The organism is Pseudomonas sp. KH_024_B2, assembly GCF_057839965.1.
On the sequence record NZ_CM174502.1, the window covers coordinates 1005001 to 1025845 of the forward strand.

A 20845-nucleotide genomic window follows, 5' to 3' on the forward strand; every position below is an offset into this window, starting at 1 on the left:
GCGAATGCTGACATGAGTAACGATAATGGGTGTGAAAAACACCCACGCCGAAAGACCAAGGTTTCCTGCGCAACGTTAATCGACGCAGGGTTAGTCGGTCCCTAAGGCGAGGCTGAAAAGCGTAGTCGATGGAAAACAGGTTAATATTCCTGTACTTCTGGTTATTGCGATGGAGGGACGGAGAAGGCTAGGCCAGCTTGGCGTTGGTTGTCCAAGTTTAAGGTGGTAGGCTGAGATCTTAGGTAAATCCGGGATCTTAAGGCCGAGAGCTGATGACGAGTGTACCTTTGGTACACGAAGTGGTTGATGCCATGCTTCCAAGAAAAGCTTCTAAGCTTCAGGTAACCAGGAACCGTACCCCAAACCGACACAGGTGGTTGGGTAGAGAATACCAAGGCGCTTGAGAGAACTCGGGTGAAGGAACTAGGCAAAATGGCACCGTAACTTCGGGAGAAGGTGCGCCGGTGAGGGTGAAGGACTTGCTCCGTAAGCTCATGCCGGTCGAAGATACCAGGCCGCTGCGACTGTTTATTAAAAACACAGCACTCTGCAAACACGAAAGTGGACGTATAGGGTGTGACGCCTGCCCGGTGCCGGAAGGTTAATTGATGGGGTTAGCTAACGCGAAGCTCTTGATCGAAGCCCCGGTAAACGGCGGCCGTAACTATAACGGTCCTAAGGTAGCGAAATTCCTTGTCGGGTAAGTTCCGACCTGCACGAATGGCGTAACGATGGCGGCGCTGTCTCCACCCGAGACTCAGTGAAATTGAAATCGCTGTGAAGATGCAGTGTATCCGCGGCTAGACGGAAAGACCCCGTGAACCTTTACTATAGCTTTGCACTGGACTTTGAATTTGCTTGTGTAGGATAGGTGGGAGGCTTTGAAGCGTGGACGCCAGTTCGCGTGGAGCCAACCTTGAAATACCACCCTGGCAACTTTGAGGTTCTAACTCAGGTCCGTTATCCGGATCGAGGACAGTGTATGGTGGGTAGTTTGACTGGGGCGGTCTCCTCCTAAAGAGTAACGGAGGAGTACGAAGGTGCGCTCAGACCGGTCGGAAATCGGTCGTAGAGTATAAAGGCAAAAGCGCGCTTGACTGCGAGACAGACACGTCGAGCAGGTACGAAAGTAGGTCTTAGTGATCCGGTGGTTCTGTATGGAAGGGCCATCGCTCAACGGATAAAAGGTACTCCGGGGATAACAGGCTGATACCGCCCAAGAGTTCATATCGACGGCGGTGTTTGGCACCTCGATGTCGGCTCATCACATCCTGGGGCTGAAGCCGGTCCCAAGGGTATGGCTGTTCGCCATTTAAAGTGGTACGCGAGCTGGGTTTAGAACGTCGTGAGACAGTTCGGTCCCTATCTGCCGTGGACGTTTGAGATTTGAGAGGGGCTGCTCCTAGTACGAGAGGACCGGAGTGGACGAACCTCTGGTGTTCCGGTTGTCACGCCAGTGGCATTGCCGGGTAGCTATGTTCGGAATAGATAACCGCTGAAAGCATCTAAGCGGGAAACTAGCCTCAAGATGAGATCTCACTGGGACCTTGAGTCCCCTGAAGGGCCGTCGAAGACTACGACGTTGATAGGTTGGGTGTGTAAGCGCTGTGAGGCGTTGAGCTAACCAATACTAATTGCCCGTGAGGCTTGACCATATAACACCCAAGCAATTTGCTTGTCCGAAAGGGCGCCAGATTGCGGTGTGTGTGAAGACGCAACAGTCGAAAATTCAAAAGCAACACACAAATCTATTACATACCCATTCGCTGGAGCGTGAACTCAACTGAGTAAACGAGCCGGCTACCGAATTTCTTGACGACCATAGAGCATTGGAACCACCTGATCCCATCCCGAACTCAGCAGTGAAACGATGCATCGCCGATGGTAGTGTGGGGTTTCCCCATGTGAGAGTAGGTCATCGTCAAGATTAAATTCCAAAACCCCTATCTGCGTATGCAGGTAGGGGTTTTGTTTTTTGGGTGAGCGTAAACGCGCAGATTGAGCTTCCTTGAGTGTAAGGGTTGCATGTCAGTTCTGCCGATCCCCTGATCAGCTCGCCGCTCATCACCGACTTTAGCACTCTGTGCATTCCAAATTTTTTTTCGATGACCCCTCTCCGCCAGAGCCGGCTCTGCCAGAATTTAGCCAGTGGGTGATTATATGGAATGATCGTTGTCGGTACTTAATCGTGATGCGGTTATGTACGTGACTCCGGTTATTACACCTACTATCTGGATTTGGCATACTCGCAATCCCAACACAAGACGCGCTGGCGAGTTTGTATCTGTCACGACTGACCGGAAATGGCCGATTGCTGTCTGCCGCCAAGGGCAGCTATCAACCCAGAGTGTGTAAAAATGCCTCCGTGAACCCTTGCTATGATTTCTGAGGATTTCATCGCAAGGATCGCCCATGAAGCGCTTTATTCAAGGTGAACATCGAGGTCAAAGCACCTTACTGCCTGAAAGCCTCGACGATTACGTAACGGATACTAATCCGGTGCGCGTAGTCGATGTCTTTGTCGACGAACTCGACCTGGTCAAGCTGGGTTTTGAAGGCATCATTCCAGCCGATACTGGCCGGCCTGCTTATCATCCCGCGACCCTGCTGAAGATCTACATCTACGGCTATCTCAACCGTATTCAGTCGAGTCGGCGCCTGGAGCGAGAAGCCCAGCGCAATGTCGAGCTGATGTCGCTGACCGGGCGTTTGATGCCTGATTTCAAGACCATCGCCAACTTTCGAAGTTTCTGACGCCATCGCCTCGCGGGCCTGCTTGGCCATTGAGCTGAGTAGATCGCGGTCGGAACCGACGTTAGTCATCTCGTGCGCAACGTCAAATGGTGCTGAGTGTCGACCGCTGTCTGCACGTTATAGCCGACGATTCCCGTGCTGCGAGTCATCATGGATCGGGCGTCTGGATCGGTCAGTGAGACCTGTTTATCCGGCGATTCGTTGAGCTGGATTTCAATCGCTTGAAGCTACTTCATTTGCGTCTTCAGCTTCTCCTCGCCCTGAATAAAGGTATCGCCATGCTTATCCCCGCCATCCAGTGCGCCAACAGTAGCTCCATCAGTCCTCCCACGGGGCACTATGCTCACCTCTGTATCGTCGGCGGGTTTGTGATGATTTCGGGACAGTTGCCTGTCAATGCCCAAGGGCAGGCGTTGGCAGACAGGAGTTTCGAGGAACAGACCCGCCAAGTCCTGGCCAATCTTGAGCATTGTCTGACTCGGGCGGGTGTGGGCAAAGACAGCCTGGTGCAAGTACGCGTCTATGTCACCGACATTGATCAATGGCCAGCTTTCAATCGTCTCTACGAGCAATGGTTAGGTGATCACCGGCCCGCCCGAGCCGTTGCAGGAGTGTCTCAATTGCATTTTGGCTCAGTCGTCGAGGTGGAAGCCATGGCACTTGCTGCGACTGCCTGAGCGTATTAACTGCGCACACCTCTGAAAATTTTCATATCAAAAGCGAGGACCCTATGACCACGACGCAACTGACGCTTCCTACCTATCAAGACGTCCTTGACGCCGCCGAACGTATCCAGGGCCACGCTCATCGCACCCCGGTGCTGACCTCACGTACGTTGAACGGACAACTGGGTGCCGAGGTGTTCTTCAAGTGCGAGAACTATCAGCGCATGGGCGCTTTCAAATTCCGCGGTGCTTTTAATGCATTGGCCCGTTTCGACGAGCGCCAGCGTAAAGCCGGCGTGGTGGCGTTTTCTTCCGGCAATCACGCCCAGGGCATCGCCTTGTCTGCACGTATCCTGGGTATTCCCGCGACCATCGTGATGCCCCATGACGCTCCGGCCTCGAAAATGGCAGCGACACGCGAATACGGAGCCAGTGTGGTGCTCTATGATCGTTACAGCGAGGACCGCGAAGCCATTGGTCGAAAACTGGCTGATGAGCATGGTTACACCTTGATTCCATCCTATGACCACCCGGATGTCATCGCTGGACAAGGGACGGCGACCATGGAGTTATTGCAAGAGACCGGCCCGCTGGACGCACTATTCGTTTGCCTCGGTGGCGGCGGACTGTTGGCGGGCGGTGCCTTGGCAACCCGTGCACTGTCGCCTGACTGCAAACTTTACGGTGTAGAGCCGCAGGCGGGGAATGACGGTCAACAGTCGTTTCGCAGGGGAGAAATTGTACATATCGACACACCAGATACCTTGGCCGACGGCGCCCAGACCCAGCATCTGGGGCACTATACATTCCCAATCATTCGCCGCGACGTTGATGACATCCTGACTGTCACAGACGTACAGCTGGTCGAGGGGATGCGTTTTTTTGCCGAGCGCATGAAGATGGTAGTGGAGCCTACCGGATGCTTGGGGTTGGCCGCTGTACGTGAGATGGGCAAGGTGCTGAAGGGTAAACGCGTCGGTGTGATCGTGAGCGGAGGTAATATTGACTTAGATCGGTATGCCCGGTTGCTGGCGTAGCTTTTAACTCTGACGCAAGTCGATCTCTTCGGGGCGGACCCGAAGAGATCCTGTGCTATCTGTGGCTTCTTTTAGCGACCGCTGCAATTGATGCGCATAGGTTTGAGTGACCGTTTCTGGACCCAATACGGACGCTCAGAGCATGTCTACTCATTCAGCACGCGGTGCTAGACTTTCTGGTTGATCAGCCCTGAGAGCCCGGTATGGACGATGAAAAAAACTACGAGATTCAAAGGGCGAAACCTGACAGCGGAACTCGTCGCTTGTGTTGAGCGGTTTGAGCCCGATCCTGGACCCGAACCGGGCTCGACCGAACACACCAAAGCAGAGTTTGATGCGATGGTGGAGGCACTTTTACGTGAATACAAACCGGAAGATCTTTGGATCTTTGCTTATGGCTCTCTGATATGGAATCCGGAGTTCGAATTTGTGGAGAGCCGTAGCGCCACCGCCTATGGGTGGCATCGGTCGTTCTGCCTGAAACTTACTCGTTGGCGCGGCACACGCGAGTTGCCAGCCCTGATGTTGGCCCTCGACCGCGGCGGAAGCTGCAACGGGTTAGCATACCGGCTTCCAGCGCAAGATCACTTCAAACAACTGGGACTGTTAATGTTCCGGGAAATTGACGCAAACCCACCGACCAATGTTCCGCGCTGGATTTCGGTTAAAACCGAGACTGGGATATTGCGTGCATTAGCCTTTGTCGCAGCACGCGACGGAATGGCCTATGCAGGCAAGTTGCCCATGGAAAAGGTTGCACATGTATTGGCTCGCGCAGCCGGGCACTGGGGCTCGGCAGCCCAATATCTATTCCGGACCGTGACAATGCTGAAAGAGCATGGCATTCGTGACCGTAATATGTGGCGCATACAAAGCCTGGTCGCACAGGAAATAGAAGAGTTCTTGTTCGCTGCGAAGAAGTCCTAGAATTGCTTCAGGGTGAAGGGCAAGTATGGGGTGGAAGTATTCATTTAGAAGTGCAATCAGAGCATCTAAGTTTCTACTTGGATCTGGTGCTGTCCTGAATGACCGCTGTTGGCTGTTTTCTGACCTTCGCTTAGGGGTTGAACTGCCAGGATTTTCCTAGGCGATGAGTGAGTAATTGTATGGTTAGCAAATAGTAATAGCGCGTCGATTCAGTGTGCTGGTTTAGGTGGCGATTCAAAAACCACGCAAGGTGTTTTCTCTGCCAAGTCCATGGATTGTCGCGTTGCCAGCGCTCAGCGATTGCTATTTGGATAGCCTTCGCCTGACGAAGGTGGCGTTGGCGTGTGGTATGCGACCCGGTCAGGATGCTTGCCAGGAACAGCTCCATATCGAATGCCGTGTTCATGCTCGACCACCAATGTAAGCCGAAACCACGTCGATACGGCCGTGTCCTCATAGCGTTCGCACGCATAGGCCACCCGCAATTCGTGGAAGCCTTTGAGGTTGTGCATATGGAGGATGTCCCGTGCGGGACGGACGATTCCTTGTTGGAAATCGAGGTAGCTTTCGTTCGGTGCAAGCAGGTTGCGGCTACCGTCGGGCGAGACCTGTTTGGCAAACCTCAGTGCGTCACGAATATGATCATCTACCGTAATCCAGCGAGGTGCTGACGCGCCTGAACGGCCACCTTTGGTGCCGTCCTGGATGTTGATCCTCCCGAGTTGCTCGGCTTCCCGTTGACATGTAGGGACGTACCCTGTTTTCGGGCGGCCCCATCATTCACTGAATATCTTTCAAGTAACCCTTGAGCGCAAGGAGCGGGGTATCAAGCTGCTCCATCGTCTGCGCAGCGCCAAAATCTGCTGCCAACCGATGCAGCTCGCGGCCCAAGGTTGTATCAACACCGCCTACAGCTTCCAGCGCCAGACCCAGGCATTCATCCACTTTGATCTGGATAGCCTCGACATCACCTCTACGCACCAGCAAGCCAAATACGTCCCGCTGATAGTCGCTCATCATCAGATCGTCGCGCAAAATCGGACTTTGATCTTCCGTCTCGTAAGCCAGCTTGAGGGAGAAAAGGGCGACTGTTTCCAGCGGCAATTCCATAGGGGCAATCCTTGTGATGTCGGCCAGGACGAGGCGAACGTCTGCCATGAGCACTTTCCTGCAGGCATAAAAAAAGGCCTTGCAAAGCAAGGCCTTTCTTAATTTTGGTGCCCCCGAGGGAGACTCGAAACTAACATTAATGACTTGATTGGTATAGATTAAATTGGATGTACATCTTTTTGTGTACATGAATTTATACTTGGCATGTATTTTGACGCGAGCAGGTGGGCGGGGAAAATTTATGTTTCCGTCTTTTGAGTTTCCGACGAGATGCATGTTGTGTGAGTCAATGTTGTTAACAAAGCAATCAGGTTGGCGGAGTCTGGCCTGCCGCTATAGGCAACTGTCGACCCATTGCTGCCGGTGGCGATAGTCAAAAACGGCCAACAGCTGCCTGTCAATTTCGTCTGAGGAAACCCAGACGATCTGTCTCTTGCCGCGCCTTGTTATAAGACTTCGAGTTGTCCACGAAACCAGGTGAGGGCAAACTCATCCAATGAGCGTATGCCCAAGAACTGATTGGCCAGGAGTATCCGATCAAACAGTAAGCGCGGCCACACGGTGCTGGTGGCAGCTGTAAGTGCCAAACGAATGTAGATGCGCTACAACAATACATAGAACTCTGGGGGCCTGACAGGAAGCGAGCGAATGTGGATGAAACCCAAACTCTGCGTCGTCAGGCTGGTTCGGTTCGCATCCGCTTCGCTCATCATCGTAACTCCCGGTGCAGGCGCAGAGGATCTCGAACCTAGGTCCTACGCCAATACGCCGGTCGGTATCAATTTCTTGCTCATGGGCTACAGCGATCTCCATGGCAACGTGACGGCCAACCCCTCTGTCCCGCTCCAAGATGCCAAACTCAACATCAAGACTGTCGTGTTTGCCTTTGCCAGATCCCTGGACGTCTGGGGCCGCTCCGGGAAGTTCGATATCATCGCGCCTGAGGCAAGATTGACTGGCTCTGCCCTATTCGCCGGTGAACCCAAGGAGCGTAATGTTACGGGGTTGATCGATCCAAGATTCCGGTTCTCGGTCAACTTATATGGCGCCCCGGCGCTGTCCCTGGCTGAATTCCCCAGCTATCAACAGGATGTGATTATCGGCGCCAGCCTGGCGATCACGGCGCCACTCGGCCAATACGATGCGAGCAAGCTGATAAACCTCGGCAACAACCGCTGGTCATTCAAGCCTGAACTAGGGATTTCCAAGCGTCTGGGGCCAGTGACCGTGGAGTTATCCGGCGCGGGAACCTTTTACACCGACAATGACGAGTTCCTCGGCGGCCACACATTTTCCCAGAACCCGATTTACCAGGTACAGGGGCATCTTATCTATGCCTTTAGCAACGGTGTTTGGGCTGCGCTGGATGCGACCTACTTCGCTGGCGGGAGTACTTCAATCGATGGCGTCGGTAACCACGATTTTCAGGAAAACACACGCTACGGATGCACCCTCACGCTGCCGTTGAACCGGAACCATTCGGTGAAGCTGAATGCGAGTAATGGCGGACATACTCGCACGGGCAGCGAATACGATGTCATTGGCATCGTCTGGCAGTATCGCTTCGGCGGAGGGCTTTGAAAAACTTAGGGCTTACGCTACATTCCATTCATGCATTAGTGAGACATTTGTCTGATGCTGGTTGTTTACTAATGCCCGGTGGTGGCTCAGGAAAATCGAGAGTCACCTGGTCTGATTCGATGGATAAAGACCGGCAAGCCGCGCTATCACAGGATGGTAGGCCGGACGCCCCGTTGCAGCAGGATCAACACCTTCAAACCCAAGTACACCCAGGTCGAGTTCATCGACGAAAACGTCGACCACTCGGACTGGATTTTCTTTGGCTACGTAATCGTCCAGGCACTCCGGCAGAAGCGTCACTTGCGTCCGAGTCTCACCTTCGATGAATCGCTTCATGATCGCGGCATCGAGCAGGATTTCGCCCAGCCGCACATTGGGGCGCGTCGGTTCTGTACGTAATACCTGGACTTCGTTGGGCAGGGTCGGTGCGGGATGCTCGACCCCGACATAAGCGGTCGTCTGCGCCAGAAATCAACTGCGGATAAACGCCCGGAGATCAGCATTCAATTTATCGATCGCGGCTTTGAAATCCTTCGTGGTGATTTTCTGGCTCTCGTTCGAAAGCTGGCTGCCAAAGACCTTGCGTACTACTTTGGCCACGGTCTGATTGGTTTTCGCGTCGATGAACTCGGCTTCGATGAACAGGTTAGTGTCCTGATCACGATGACCAGTGGCAGCTTGGGTCGCCCCGACTACGGCCGCAACCGGCACCACTTCATACCATTTCATGCCTTCATTCGAGGCGCTCACCCCGGTGATCGCTGCGCGAAGGATCAGAGGGGTTGACCCGACGGGTGCTGCGCTCTCGTTCGATACCACTCGGTATTTCTGGCCCAGCACGCCTTTGGCCTTGTTGGTCATGTAGTTCTGCAATTCGTCGAGTGTCTGCTGGTTGACCCGCTCGTTGGGTTTGGGCGCCGGATAGAGTTCTAGTTTGTTGAACACTACTGTGTCATACGCATTAGGGTTCCATGACGGACTCACCCAACGCATGGCTTTCTCGCCAGTGGTAGTCGTTACTTCTTCCAGGTTGTTGTAGTTGGGGAGGAAACCGGAGTATTGATCTTGTTCGGTGACTTGCGAGGTGCAACCGCCAAGCAACAGACCGGCCAGTGCGGCACCGACGAGCAGGTTTAGGGACAGGTTCATAGTGGTAAGTGCTCCATGGATAAAGTCGTTTTTTTCGTTAGCAACGCTTCAGAATCGCCAGGTCATGTTGCCGGTCAGCGCTTGAATCCAGGCATTGTCGAACTGACCGGAGATTTGATTGCCCGAGATCGACTTGGTCTGGTCCACCGGCATGTCGCCGAGCCAGACCATGGCCCAGCTGACATTGACATCGGTGTCCCTGTTCAGAGCATAGGTGGCTCCTGTGGCAATCCGCCAAGATTCGCCCATGGGCACGATTACGCTGCGTTTGCTGTCTGAGACTGCGCTACTGTCGTAGGCCACACCAACATTCCACAGCCATTGCTCGGTGGCTTGGTACTGCGCGCCAAGTGACAAGTGCCAAGTGTCCTTGAAACCGGCATCGACCGATTTCGATTGCGCCCCGAGCGCGGTGGTGTCGACCTGTACGCCGATATCGCCGAACTCCGACCAGTCCTGCCAGTTGACTGAGGCCAGCAACGCCCATTGCCGGTCCAGTTGCTGGAAAAGGCTCAGGGTCACGGTCTGCGGCACTGTCGTGTCGAGTTTGGTGTTGGTGTTGTTGACGCGCTCCAGCAGACGGCCGTCGCCTTTCACATCCAGCCGGTCTTCGAAGTTCAGGTCGACTTTGCTGGTATAGGTCAGGCCGATGCGCGTGCCGGCTTGCGGGGCGTAGATCACCCCAACGTTGGCGCCATAGCCCCAGGTGCCATCCTCGTATTTGTACTGACCGTCCGTACGGTCGGTGAAACCGAAGGGGGAGCGGTCGATAGCCGTTTGCGCCTGCAACATGCCGTACATGGCCTTGATGCCCACGCCCACCGACCATTGTTCGTTGAAGCGGTACGCCACGCTGGGCACCAGGGACAAACCGAGCAGGCTGGAGTTTTGCGCGAAGTAACGCCCGGACCAGTCGTTGTCATAATTGACCGCCAGACCGAAATCGCCGTACTGGCCGAAACCGACACTCCAGTGATCGTCAATCTCATGCGTGATAAAGAAGCTGCCGCCGGGAATTGGATCGAGGGCGTTGCCACTTCCGCTGCCGGGGCCATTGGTGCCGGAATCTCGATCGAAGGTCAGGTCACCGTAAAGCACTTGCAAACCGCCGGTGATCTGCGTGCCCGGCAGGTAGCTCATGCCCGCGGGGTTACTGGCGATTGTCGAAGGGCCCTGGGCGCGAGCGGCTGCACCGGCGTTGGCGAGGCCGGCGTTATCGGTGCCGATTTCGTAGAGCATGATGCCGCCAGCCCACGCTTGCTGACAGCAAAACGCAAGGAGCGTAAGGGCGGGCAAGGCGGTTGTTCTGGTTTGCATAACTACCTCGGCAAATCCATTTTTGAATGAGCGTAGCTGATGTCCACCTGTCGATGGTCTCATCAATAGTTGCCCCCACGCACCCTCTTGATCAGTCATTCCGCGTCAATCTGCCAGCACCGATGGATGCAGAACATCGGTGCTGGCCTCGGCGCTACTTGACCTCCTCAACCTCATAATTCACGTAGCCGAACTCGTTGCTGCGAGCCGCCATGTATTTGCCGTTTTGCTCGAATACCGTGACCTCGAAGGGTGTGCCGCCGAGTGTTGTCATTAGATGCCCATCCTTGATTTCATATTTGGCCGGCACGCCAAACTGTCCGTCATGCAGCATGTTCAGGTATTCCCCTTGCGCAGGCGGCTTGCCATCGACACTGGTGATCAGGCGTTGTCCGTCGGAGCCATAAACGATTTCAAACGTCTGGTCGGTGACCGTGTTGCGCACCTTCAAGGTTTTGCCCTCCACGTAGGCTTGCAACTGCTCGTTAGTGAGCGCTTTGCCACCTTCGGTTTTCAGCTGATCGATGGTTTTGCCACCAGTGACAAGCTTGCTGTCCTCAGCATTCGGCGTGTACCAGATCGGCGAAGTCCACGCGCGTTCCTGGACGGTGGCCGAAACGTCGGCCGGCGGCGGTACTTGCAGCTTGGCCGCGTCATAGGTACTCCAACGCGGTGTCGGGATCTGTAGCACTCGGGCGTAGTAGAACGCGTGCTGGGCCGGATCGAAATCCGGATCGACCCAAACTTTTTTCAGCTCGGTGGCACCGATATTATTGGTGTAAGTCGCCTTGGAAACATCGACCGTGGAACCCACCGGTGGGACCTTGCCAGTGTCTTGGTCCAGTTGGCGATCACCAGACCAGGCGACGTCGTAGATCCTCTCGAAGGTCTGGCCGTTTTTGGTCCAGCCCTTGATGATCTGGATTCGGTCGAGGTTGCCATCGTCGACATCCTTGACCGCCCACACCACGAAGGACGGAGTCTGTTTACCCTGTTTTGCTGGCAAGTCGCCGCCCATGGGAACGCCCTTGGCGTAGGCGGCGTGCACCCAGTCTTTTTCGTTCCACACACTGCTGTCGAAGCCCCAGCCACCAAACATACGCACGGGAATGCGTACGCCGCTGGTGCCATAGACTTCTTTACGCTTCATGGCATCGAAGATCGATTCACGGGTGTTTTCTTCGGCCCAGACACCGGCCAAACCGGACGTGCTGGTTTGCAAGGCCAACAAGCCCGAGTTCTGTTTGCCGGAAAGACGCGCCGCCGGGGTGCTGTCGGTAAAACCGTGGGAGCCGAAGTTGTTGCTCTGCGAATAAGGAATCACCCCATTGTGCGAGTCGCTGGCGCCAACCACGCCCATTTTGTACGGGTTGTATCCACGGGCTTGTTGCAAAGCCATGCCGTTTTGCCAGGCTTGCCTGATGTAACTGCCATTGAGTTTCGACGTGCTGTTGTCGATGCCAAGCAGGAAATTCATGATTTCATAATTGGCAAATTCGTCGGTCGGCGACAGTTCGGGGTGGGTTTCTGAGGTGCCCTTTACCTGGTGAATTTCGGTGAGGGATTCATTACGCATCCGCGTCTCGGCCCAGGCGGCATCAATGGGGCGGCCGCGGTCATCTACGTCCACCGGAAACATAAGGCCATTGCTGAGGTTGGCATTGTGGGAGATCGCCAGCACCTCGTTGCCTTTTTTGCGTTGATCGTCCATCCAGCCCCACAAATCCTCGGGTTTGTCCGAATCGATGGCCGTGAAGGGCAGGTCCGGCACCTTCTTCGAGTCGCGGAAAAACACATTGCGGTGCATGTTTTGATTGTTGGGGGCTGAGGTCCATTCATAGGCGACAAACGTGGTGAACTTGCCGGGCTTGTAGTACTTGTCGGCAATGGTGATGCTCTGCTGCCAGATGTTGCCGGCAACCTTCGGATCAATCAGCTCCTTGATCGGGTGGCTCAAGCTGCCGACGATCCATTTGAACACCCGATTGAAATCTTCCGGGGTTTTGACAATCAGCTTTTGTGCGATGGGCAGCTTGCTGAAGTCTGACTTCGGATCGTTGGCCAGGGCGATCACGCCCACGTATTCCGAATGATCGGTCACGCCATGGAAATCCAGAGGTCGGCCTTTGAGCTGCACTTCAAACCCCATCGGATGCTTGACCGGCATCCCAAGTGAGTATTGGTAAGCCTGCTCGGGATCGACCTGATGGTTGCCGATCAGGTAGGCATCAATCGACCAGGAGGTGTGCGAGTGCGTCTGGCCAAAGTAAACCTCACGATCCGGGTTGCCCTCTGCCATTGCCAGCGTGTTGACAGCAAGCACGGCGCAACTGAACAGTGACGCGGTGAAGTGTGTAGGGGTTTTCATATTCCACATCTCCGGAATACGGCAGTGACAGGGTGCAACTCAGCTCCAGAAACTCGAGACTCTCTCGAAAAACCAGAAAGCAGCCAGCGTTCCCAACCCGTAAGACGCAACCGGTCGGGCATAAAGGAGCGTGGACCGTGCCAGTCGAAAACGCAGCAACAGTGCGCGAAGGCTCAGCACAGCGGCGACGAACATCAACTGGCCGATTTCCACGCCGACATTGAAGGTGAACAGCGCCAGGGGCAGGTCACGTTGCGACAAGCCAATTTCCGTCAGCGCACCAGCAAAACCAAAGCCGTGCAACAAGCCAAAACAGAAAGCCACCACCCATGGCCATTGGATGGTGAAACTGGTTTCGTCACGGTTCTTGCGGGCGATTTCCACTGCCAGCAACAGAATGCTCAGCGCAATCGTCGCTTCAACAGGAGGGCCGGGCAGCCGCACCGCACCCAGTGTCGCGAGTGCCAGAGTGATGGAATGGGCGAGGGTGAATGCGGTGATGGTCTTCACCAGCATCCAGCCATTACTCACCAGCAGCAGGAGACCGAAGACGAACAGCAGGTGGTCGAAGCCCCCCAGGATGTGTTGGATGCCATGAAGCAGAAATGCACCGGCCACCGAGAACGCTCCCGGCGTGGCAGCAATCTCTATCCAGGGTTGCGCAGGGTGGACGAGGGTGGTCGTCAGGCTGCCGTCTAGGCGCGAGACACGCACCAGCACATCGGTGATGCTCGCTTGCAGGCCGATGAATTCAATACGTTGCCCGACCAGTCCTGCGGGACCGGCTTCAATGACCCGACGCTCGATCAATGAGTCGTTCAGTTCGCTTTCCACGGGTTCAACGACAGTGCGCACACCTTCGGCAAACCGGAGCGCGATCGGCAATCGCATGCCTGAAAGCACCGGCGTGCGCCACAGTACGTTATAGCTTCCGGCGGCCGTTTCGTTGATTTCCAGGTAAGCGGGGCGGGACTCATGGGCCATGGTCGCCTGCCCCATGAACAAAAGCACCAACAGCAGCCAGACCGTACACCTCATCACGGCCGCCCCGTTTGAGTGGAGGCAATCCCGCTGGTCGACGTCGGCATCATCACCACGATCTCATAGCGTGCTTTCAGGGCATCGAAATTGGCGCGTTTCGATTCGCTGCGTTGCTTGGACAACCAATCGGACTTGACCTGCTGGGCCAAGGTTTCGAAGGGCGGTGCCGATGGTTTGGCCAGCGTATCAATCCACACCAGATGCCAACCAAAACCTGACTCCACAGGTCCCACCCAACTACCCGGCGTTTGCTTGAACAATGAAATGGCGAACTTTGAACCAAAGACCCGCACCACCTGATCCTGGGATTGTTCTGTGTAGGCGCTTTTAAACATGAAGGCATCGCCTTCACCACTGTTTTTGTCTGTCAGGCCACTTAATGCAGCCTGAGCCTGCACTTGCGCATCCGAGCCGCGTTTGTCCATAGCGAAGAACAAATGACGGAAGGTCGCAAGTGGCGGTGGGGCATATTGGTCCTGATGCTGGTTGTACCAAGCCTCAAGTGCGCCGGGTGCAGGTTCGCGAAGCGACGCTACATCCTCTGCGAGGAAATCCATTTTTTGCGCCAGTCGGCGGCGAATGATGGTGTCGTCTTTATCCAGGCCAAGTTTCAGTGCTTCGCGAAAAAGGATTTCCTCTTTCACATATTCATCAATCATGCCCTGCAACTGTTGCTCCGATGCGGGTCGTTGCCATCGTGCCAGCCAGGAAATCGCGATCCGCTGAACAACTTCAGGGGTAATTTCGATGCGTTGCGGATCTTGATTTAGGGGTGAACGGTGCAAACCTCCGTACAGCACAAAGAGTGCAAAACCGGCGATTAGAAAGTGCAATAACGGCTGGCGAAGGCATCGCTTGATTAACGAAAGACGAGATTCTTTCACTTCGCAGACGCTTAAGCTCATGACTTATTACCCCACGCTATACTCGAATGGTTTTCGAGCACAGTGGAGTATTGCTGCTGGATTGGAACTTTCCACCAAGACTAATCACGATAAGCACTAAGGCTTAGTCGCAATCGGATTAACCAATTCCTCAGGGCTGTGCAGTCTTGCACCCATGCAGCCGGGATGGAGCGCCCATATGATGAAAGGACTGCTTGTTTTCGCCGCGATCATCGAGGCAGCCACTGGCGTGGCGCTGATACTTGTCCCGTCGCTGGTAGGGCAACTTTTGCTTGGCATCGAACTAACGGGCGTCATCGTCCGCGTTGCCGGTATCGCCCTCATCGCATTGGCCGTCGCCTGCTGGCCCGGCTCACCCTTGTTCGGCATGTTGATCTATAACGCAGCCGTGACGGTGTATCTCACCTACGTTGGCATCTCGGGCAATTCGAGTGGGGTTCTCTTGTGGCCCGTGGTCATCCTGCACGGAGTCATGACGGTACTTTTGATGCGAGCAATGACCAGGGAGACTTCACATTGAGCCAATTCTGTTGAAAAAGTCGACTTCGGTTGTCATGGCTGAAAAGTACGCGTTTGAGATTAAAGTCCGAGACTTGCGCAGAAGATTCAGGACCAGATTTGATGTAGCCGCGTGCAAAAAAAAGATGCTTTCACCGTTCAATGCATTGCTAGCCAGGCCCGGCCGACTTTTTCGTCACAATCGGCCGATTGCAGTCTGTCACGAAGGGTTGTAATGAACCTATAGCGGACTATCAGAGATGCCCCCGAAGTCAGGGGAAATTCGTCGCGTCTGGGGGCAGTGCCTCGGGGGCTCCGGACTTAGCACCAAGAATTTGAATCGGTCAAAGGTGTTCATCCGCCGCACTGACACTGATTTTAGCTTCCTGGGCGAAGCGAAACAGACCCACACCGAGGAAGAATGTGGCAACTACAAAAAGAAGGCCGGCACCATAGGCGTACTTGAAGCCCATGAACTCAGTTAGAAAGATGACAGCGAGCAGCAGGGTGGCGCAAAGTCCGCCGCGCAAAGAAGACAGGATACCAGCGTTTAATAATTCAGCCCGCCGCCTCAATCGCTCCAGATCGGCCCTGAGGTGCGCACGCCTCTGGTCGTCTTCGGGGATCGCATTGAGTACCCGTGTACGGTCGATGACAACTGATAACCTCGAAGTCATTAACGAAACGAACGCAGCTATTGCACCGAGGAAAAACGTCGGGGCTGTTGCTTGTGAAAAGATTTGCGACAACCGCACAGCGTCAGGAATGAATTCGTTCAATTTAGGGACCACCTATAGGCCGAATATTTGCAATTCTCCATTTGACATAATTCGCGGTGAAAAGGCAGGGCGCACCCCTGTTATCAGCTGAGGGCCTCAGTACAGTCTTGGGGCTGAGTATTACTGACAACAGGGCACCAACGTCAGGCCAGGCCTGCGAGTTGGTCGGGACGTCCTGTCGTGGAGCGTAGAGCAGTCCAGGAGACTTTCAACAGTGAGCAAACGTTTTTATACCGTGTAGTGGGGCATCCTGACACTAATGAATATAAGTACAGGTCCCTCGAATCTTGTTGCTGGACACTTGCGACTGGCTCCTATTAGCCGTTTTCTGCCTCATGCGATGGGCAGCTATGGGGCGGTTGCTGCCTGTCTCCACCGGCCGCAATGTGCAGTTCTCTGTCGATCATGGTTACGAAGCGTGCTGGTCAAATCCGATGCAATCGGTGGTCAGATGCAATGCAAATGACTGGTCAGGTCGAATGCAAACGGGTGATCAAGTGGAGTGCAATTTCGCACGCCAGCACTGCGAACCAGAAGTGCGAACTTGGCTGCGAACTCGTGGCCGGTACGCATTGGCGAGTGCGTACCAATGGTGCGTACCTGGCTGCGTACCAATGCCGGACAATTCTGTCTCAGAGACAGTTTCGCGCATTCCACCTGCGTGAAAAGTCTGCGTGAAACACTGCTTGAAAACACGCCGTTAGGCACTTGACGCGGCTCATTCATGAGGTTTTTTCCCCAAATGGGGGAGAATGAACACTTTGGCTCTGAGTAGAGCAGGTTTTGATTCACTCCAGTGCCCCGCAGACGAGATGCGCCCGACACATGGGATGCTTCGGAGGCGATGGCAACGCCCTTCCTAAAATCGAGCACATTGGTCCTTCAGTACATGCGTAAATCAGATCGGCTATTCCAGGTAGTAAACCTGATCCGGGTACATCAGCCGATTACAGCGGAAGACTTGGCAGGGCGTATCGGGGTCTCAGTCCGCACGATTTATCGGTATGTCGACGACCTGTCTGTGAGCGGTATTCCTCTCTATGGCGTCGCTGGCGTTGGGTATGCTCTGCACGAAGGGTTTGAGCTGCCGCCTCTGACACTCACCCAGGATGAACTCGACGCGCTGATGTTGGGCGTTGAGATGCTTTCAAATTCCGCAGGCGCTGAACTCGCTTCTTCTGCAAGGACGCTGTTGAGCAAAGTTGCTGCCGTATTACCGTTCCGCAATACAGAACCATCACTCTCCAATATCCGCGCGTTGAGGGCTAAGCCCGTCACTCCAGACCAACGATATTTGGACGATCTCCACCGCGCTATTCAACAGGCGAGAGCCGTCCGCTTTTCATATTTCAGCTTGAGTGAAGAGATCTCGGACAGGATGGTGTTCCCCTTGGGCCTTTTCTACTGGGGAGGAAAGTGGACTGTCGGAACATGGTGTACGTCCAGAAAGGCATACAGAGACTTTCGAGTTGACCGGATACGAAGCCTGCAGATCATGACGGATGGTCAGAAGCTTGAGGCGGAATGGAACCTGCGGTCATACATGCAGTTTCAGTCTGATCAATGGGCGGCCCAACAACCTCTCAAGCACTGACAGTACGGTGTCAGTACGACCCCAGGATACTGGTCGCTCCTCACCACACAATTGAAGTGACATATGATGCAGAACAGCCATGTACTCGAGCTAGCAATTTTTACAGTCAAGGAAGGCTTCGAAAGCCAAATGCCTGAGTTGCGGTTGATGCTTCGGGAAACCCTCAAAGGGTTTGATGGGTTGATTGAGTTCTCAGGTTATTGTCCCGAACCACAAGGCCGTGTTTTCGCTGACCTGGCTAAATGGGACAGCCTTGAAAATGCTCAGAAAGTCGCACAGGCATTCGAGGGTGGAGATCCGAGGTTTGCCCCTTACGCCCGGGCGATTGAAGCACTTACGTTCATGGGACATTTTTACCCTGAGTAGAAACTCAGCGCCCTACTCTTAGGCTCCTTTCGCGCACGAGAGTTGTTGTCCTATGTGACCAGCAAAAAGTGGTCACTGGTGGTGGTCACCACCCAGGGTATCCGCGCCGGATCAGCTCCAAACCGTGGATACCGACCGCTTTCGACTGAGGCTGTAAAAACGGTTTAGAGCAGGTTTGACAGTCAGAACCAGAACGAAAATCGCGTTCCTACGCAAATTTCAGGTCCGCTGATACACCAATCATTGGCAAATTTTACGTAGCGACGCAGGCTTCAAAACAGTGTCTGCGTTTTTACACAGCCTGGGCCCACAGCGGCCGGTCATTCGTCTACGAAAGTGGGGTCGTTGATATGTCAACTGTCAACCACGTTAGAGTAGGTCCATGGTGGCCATGGAATCAGCCATACGGTAGCCCATCGCTTTGTAACCCGCCTGGCGCTTATCCCACATCCTCAGCAGCGCGACATTACCCTCGTCAACGAAGTCGATCACTCGCACGTCGGCCTTATCGGCATGCGATCGATGCAACCGCCCCGCATATTGCTGAAGGATTCCCTTCCATGAGATGGGCATCGCCAGTACCAGCGTGTCCAACGGCGGGTGATCGAAGCCTTCACCTACTAGTTTTCCTGTTGCCAACAGCACCCGTGGAGCATCAGGGGGAAGGGACTCAAGCTCATGCATACAGGAAATCCGCTGTTTCTTAGGCACTCGCCCATGAAGCGTGAAAAGGTTATGCACGCGCGGCTTCAATTCTAATTCAAGGGCATCCACATGTTCCGTCCGCTCCGTTAGCACTAGAATTTTTCTACCCTCGTTGTACGCCAGCTCAATCTCCGAGACGATTTTGGCTGTCCGCTCAGAGTCGTCGGCTAGACGCCGAAAAACGTCCTGAATCCCAAAGCCGTCGGGGACCACTATTGGTTTGGGCAGTAATCGAGGCACGACAGATAGGTCATGGGGCGCACTCGCTGGTCGAGCAGCAGAATGTCGGATCGGTCCGCACTGCATGAAAATAATGGGCTGCTGCCCATCTCGGCGCACTGGGGTTGCTGTGAGTCCCAGTACGTACCGCGCGGTCGCGCTCCTCAGTAGTGCCTCGAATGACACTGCTGATAGGTGATGACACTCATCAACGATGATCTGGCCGTAGTTTTTTACCTGATCGCTGATCTCGCCTTTTCGCGATAACGACTGCATTACGGCAATGTCGATGATGCCGGTAAGCTTCGCTTTTCCGCCCCCAAGAGTACCAACGACACCATTCCCGACTCCCAAGAACGCCTGCAAGCGTTCTTGCCACTGCCTTAACAGTTCCGTCCGATGCACAAGCACCAACGTGTTAATGCCACGTGCGGCAATCAACGCAGCAGCACTCACCGTTTTACCGAAAGCTGTCGGTGCGCAGAGGATACCGGTGTCATGACTTAGCATTGCGCTGACAGCAGCCTCTTGGTCAGAACGCAGGGTCCCGAGAAAGCTCACGTCGATGGGGTCGCCCGCGAAGCGTTCGTCTTTAAGAATAGGGGTAACCCCGTTTTCCTCTAAAAGCTCCAGCGCAGCATCCAAACAGCCACGTGGTAACGCAATATGTTTGGGGAAGTTCTGGGCACAGCCGATAATCCTTGGCTTGTTCCACACTGACATGCGCATGGCCTGAGCTTTGTAGAACTCAGGATTTTGAAAGGCAGCGAGCCGGACAAGCTGGTTTGCCAATGGCTGTGGCAATTCCGACTTTTCAAAGTAAATTAAGTTAGCCAGCGTGATGTTCACAGCAGCAGGCAACGGGCATGTCAATTTACGTGATCTCGATTCACGATCTTTCCAAGGTTCTGCATCACCTTCGTCATCGACATAGGCGACCCCTAAAGGGTCCCGATTACCCATCGCCTGGTTAATAACGGGCTGGATATCTTCTGGACTCATGCGCTGAATCGATGCCAGGAAGGCCCATTGATCAGGATGAGGCTCAAGCGAGTCGTCTACAAAAACGCTATTGTTTTGGGCCCTGGCCCGCTTTTGTAAAGGGAGCGCGATGAGATTTCCAAAGCCGCCTTTGGGCATATAGTCCTGGTTTGGAAACAGTCGATCATAGGAGCTGAGCGCCAACTGCCGGGTGCGCTCACAGGCATGACTGATGATTGCGGCACCGAGGCGGCGCGCATCGCAGGCAGGAACATTACGCTCAAAGAAAATCCAGCCATGAGCCCCTTGGCCTGAGCGCGATATTTCCAGCGCCACCGGGACGTTCAGCTCATGGCATGACTGCACAAAAGCTTTGGAATCATCACGCCATTCGGCCTCATCGAAGTCGACCGCCAAAAAATAACAAGTGTCATCAGAGAGTAGGGGGTAGATACCGACGACCACTTCGCCCGCCAGATGGCGATAGACCACCTCATCGGTCAGCGGAAGCAGCTGGCGGTTACCGCAGTCGCCACATTTAATTCGGGGCTTCTCACAAACGCCAGGCCTCCATTCGTTTGCGCAAGCGGGTGCGTATCCTGATTTGCCTGCCTTGCTTTCCCAGCGGATGGGATAAACGTCCGTCCTACCACGAAACAAGCTTCGGAATAGGGCAAGCTTTCCATCAGTATCGAGTTGCTGTGATTGTTCTGCTTGGACAATCGCTATCTTGCCTGGCTTAGCAGGCGGGCGCCATTCGATGCCATGAGCATCCAGCAAGGCAACTAATCTTGCATTCTCAGCCCTTAGCTTCGCCACCAGACTAGTGTCTATCACCGCCTTCAGCCT

16 protein-coding genes, 2 rRNA genes and 4 pseudogenes (1 of these 22 cut by a window edge) are annotated in these 20845 nt (G+C 54.5%); 10 read left to right on the plus strand and 12 right to left on the minus strand.

Going from position 1 to position 20845, the window contains the following annotated elements:
* The 3 genes and pseudogenes from AC3I0A_RS04685 to AC3I0A_RS04695 form a co-directional block, all read left to right on the plus strand.
* Positions 1–1655, plus strand: a 23S ribosomal RNA gene (locus AC3I0A_RS04685); it begins 1237 nt to the left of the window's first position.
* A gap of 156 nt (positions 1656–1811) precedes the next feature.
* Positions 1812–1927 (plus strand): 5S ribosomal RNA (gene rrf / locus AC3I0A_RS04690).
* Between the two features lie 485 nt (positions 1928–2412).
* Positions 2413–2745: pseudogene (locus tag AC3I0A_RS04695) on the plus strand (transposase); the annotation flags it as partial.
* Here the strand turns inward: AC3I0A_RS04695 and AC3I0A_RS04700 are convergent.
* Positions 2737–3005: pseudogene (locus AC3I0A_RS04700) on the minus strand (IS5/IS1182 family transposase); the annotation flags it as partial. The pseudogenes AC3I0A_RS04695 and AC3I0A_RS04700 sit on opposite strands and share 9 nt — an antisense overlap.
* 120 nt (positions 3006–3125) lie before the next feature.
* Here AC3I0A_RS04700 and AC3I0A_RS04705 point away from each other — a divergent pair.
* From AC3I0A_RS04705 to AC3I0A_RS04715, 3 genes are all read left to right on the plus strand, one after another.
* Positions 3126–3431, plus strand: a complete 306-nt coding sequence (locus tag AC3I0A_RS04705; RefSeq protein WP_489378411.1) for a RidA family protein — start codon at positions 3126–3128, stop codon at positions 3429–3431.
* Positions 3432–3484: 53 nt separating this feature from the next.
* On the plus strand, positions 3485–4456 hold the full coding sequence (locus AC3I0A_RS04710; protein ID WP_489376466.1) for a threo-3-hydroxy-L-aspartate ammonia-lyase: 972 nt from the start codon (positions 3485–3487) through the stop codon (positions 4454–4456).
* 210 nt (positions 4457–4666) lie between these two features.
* Positions 4667–5383 (plus strand): gamma-glutamylcyclotransferase, encoded by a 717-nt coding sequence (locus AC3I0A_RS04715; protein WP_489376467.1) that lies wholly within the window; start codon positions 4667–4669, stop codon positions 5381–5383.
* Between the two features lie 130 nt (positions 5384–5513).
* Here the strand turns inward: AC3I0A_RS04715 and AC3I0A_RS04720 are convergent, their stop codons facing one another.
* The 3 genes and pseudogenes from AC3I0A_RS04720 to AC3I0A_RS04730 all read right to left on the minus strand — a co-directional run bounded on the left by AC3I0A_RS04720 (position 5514) and on the right by AC3I0A_RS04730 (position 6493).
* Positions 5514–5789 carry a hypothetical protein gene (locus AC3I0A_RS04720; RefSeq protein WP_489376468.1) on the minus strand — a complete coding sequence of 92 codons (276 nt, stop codon included), beginning with the start codon at positions 5787–5789 and terminating at the stop codon, positions 5514–5516.
* Positions 5786–6135, minus strand: a pseudogene (locus tag AC3I0A_RS04725) (site-specific integrase); the annotation flags it as partial. The gene AC3I0A_RS04720 and the pseudogene AC3I0A_RS04725, both read right to left, overlap by 4 nt.
* Positions 6136–6163: 28 nt before the next feature.
* Complete coding sequence (locus AC3I0A_RS04730) at positions 6164–6493, minus strand: hypothetical protein (RefSeq protein WP_489378413.1); 330 nt, start codon at positions 6491–6493, stop codon at positions 6164–6166.
* Positions 6494–7141: 648 nt separating this feature from the next.
* Between AC3I0A_RS04730 and AC3I0A_RS04735 the strand changes: the two genes are divergently transcribed.
* Entirely contained in the window at positions 7142–8074 is a 933-nt protein-coding gene (locus tag AC3I0A_RS04735) for a transporter (RefSeq protein WP_489376469.1), read from the plus strand.
* 144 nt (positions 8075–8218) lie between these two features.
* On the opposite strand, the pseudogene AC3I0A_RS04740 reads toward AC3I0A_RS04735, so the two are convergent.
* The 6 genes and pseudogenes from AC3I0A_RS04740 to AC3I0A_RS04765 form a co-directional block, all read right to left on the minus strand.
* Positions 8219–8410 (minus strand): annotated as a pseudogene (locus AC3I0A_RS04740) (IS5/IS1182 family transposase); the annotation flags it as partial.
* 135 nt (positions 8411–8545) lie between these two features.
* The gene (locus AC3I0A_RS04745; RefSeq protein ID WP_489376470.1) at positions 8546–9223 is read right to left on the minus strand and encodes a DUF3313 domain-containing protein; all 678 of its coding nucleotides are present in this window, start codon (positions 9221–9223) and stop codon (positions 8546–8548) included.
* 48 nt (positions 9224–9271) lie between these two features.
* Positions 9272–10540 (minus strand): OmpP1/FadL family transporter, encoded by a 1269-nt coding sequence (locus AC3I0A_RS04750; protein WP_489376471.1) that lies wholly within the window; start codon positions 10538–10540, stop codon positions 9272–9274.
* A 154-nt stretch (positions 10541–10694) separates the two neighbouring features.
* Positions 10695–12908 carry a DUF3604 domain-containing protein gene (locus AC3I0A_RS04755; RefSeq protein WP_489376472.1) on the minus strand — a complete coding sequence of 738 codons (2214 nt, stop codon included), beginning with the start codon at positions 12906–12908 and terminating at the stop codon, positions 10695–10697.
* A 39-nt stretch (positions 12909–12947) separates the two neighbouring features.
* A complete protein-coding gene (locus AC3I0A_RS04760) occupies positions 12948–13946 on the minus strand; it encodes a HupE/UreJ family protein (protein ID WP_489378414.1) in 999 nt (332 codons plus the stop codon).
* Positions 13946–14854, minus strand: coding sequence for a peptidyl-prolyl cis-trans isomerase (locus tag AC3I0A_RS04765; RefSeq protein WP_489376473.1), 909 nt, complete (start codon positions 14852–14854; stop codon positions 13946–13948). The genes AC3I0A_RS04760 and AC3I0A_RS04765 overlap by 1 nt, the downstream gene beginning before the upstream one ends.
* Before the next feature lie 178 nt (positions 14855–15032).
* Between AC3I0A_RS04765 and AC3I0A_RS04770 the strand changes: the two genes are divergently transcribed.
* Positions 15033–15374, plus strand: coding sequence for a hypothetical protein (locus AC3I0A_RS04770; RefSeq protein ID WP_489376474.1), 342 nt, complete (start codon positions 15033–15035; stop codon positions 15372–15374).
* Between the two features lie 322 nt (positions 15375–15696).
* On the opposite strand, the gene AC3I0A_RS04775 is transcribed toward AC3I0A_RS04770, so the two are convergent.
* Positions 15697–16131, minus strand: a complete 435-nt coding sequence (locus AC3I0A_RS04775) for a DUF2721 domain-containing protein (RefSeq protein WP_176471624.1) — start codon at positions 16129–16131, stop codon at positions 15697–15699.
* An 889-nt stretch (positions 16132–17020) separates the two neighbouring features.
* On the opposite strand from AC3I0A_RS04775, the gene AC3I0A_RS04780 reads away from it, so the two are divergent.
* Together AC3I0A_RS04780 and AC3I0A_RS04785 are read left to right on the plus strand one after the other, a co-directional pair.
* The gene (locus tag AC3I0A_RS04780; RefSeq protein ID WP_489376475.1) at positions 17021–17725 is read left to right on the plus strand and encodes a helix-turn-helix transcriptional regulator; all 705 of its coding nucleotides are present in this window, start codon (positions 17021–17023) and stop codon (positions 17723–17725) included.
* A gap of 63 nt (positions 17726–17788) precedes the next feature.
* Entirely contained in the window at positions 17789–18091 is a 303-nt protein-coding gene (locus AC3I0A_RS04785; RefSeq protein WP_288074740.1) for a hypothetical protein, read from the plus strand.
* Positions 18092–18460: 369 nt separating this feature from the next.
* Here AC3I0A_RS04785 and AC3I0A_RS04790 read toward each other — a convergent pair whose 3' ends face one another.
* Positions 18461–20833: a TOTE conflict system archaeo-eukaryotic primase domain-containing protein gene (locus AC3I0A_RS04790; RefSeq protein WP_489376476.1), complete on the minus strand. Its 2373-nt coding sequence runs from the start codon at positions 20831–20833 to the stop codon at positions 18461–18463.
* Between the last annotated feature and the right edge of the window lie 12 nt (positions 20834–20845).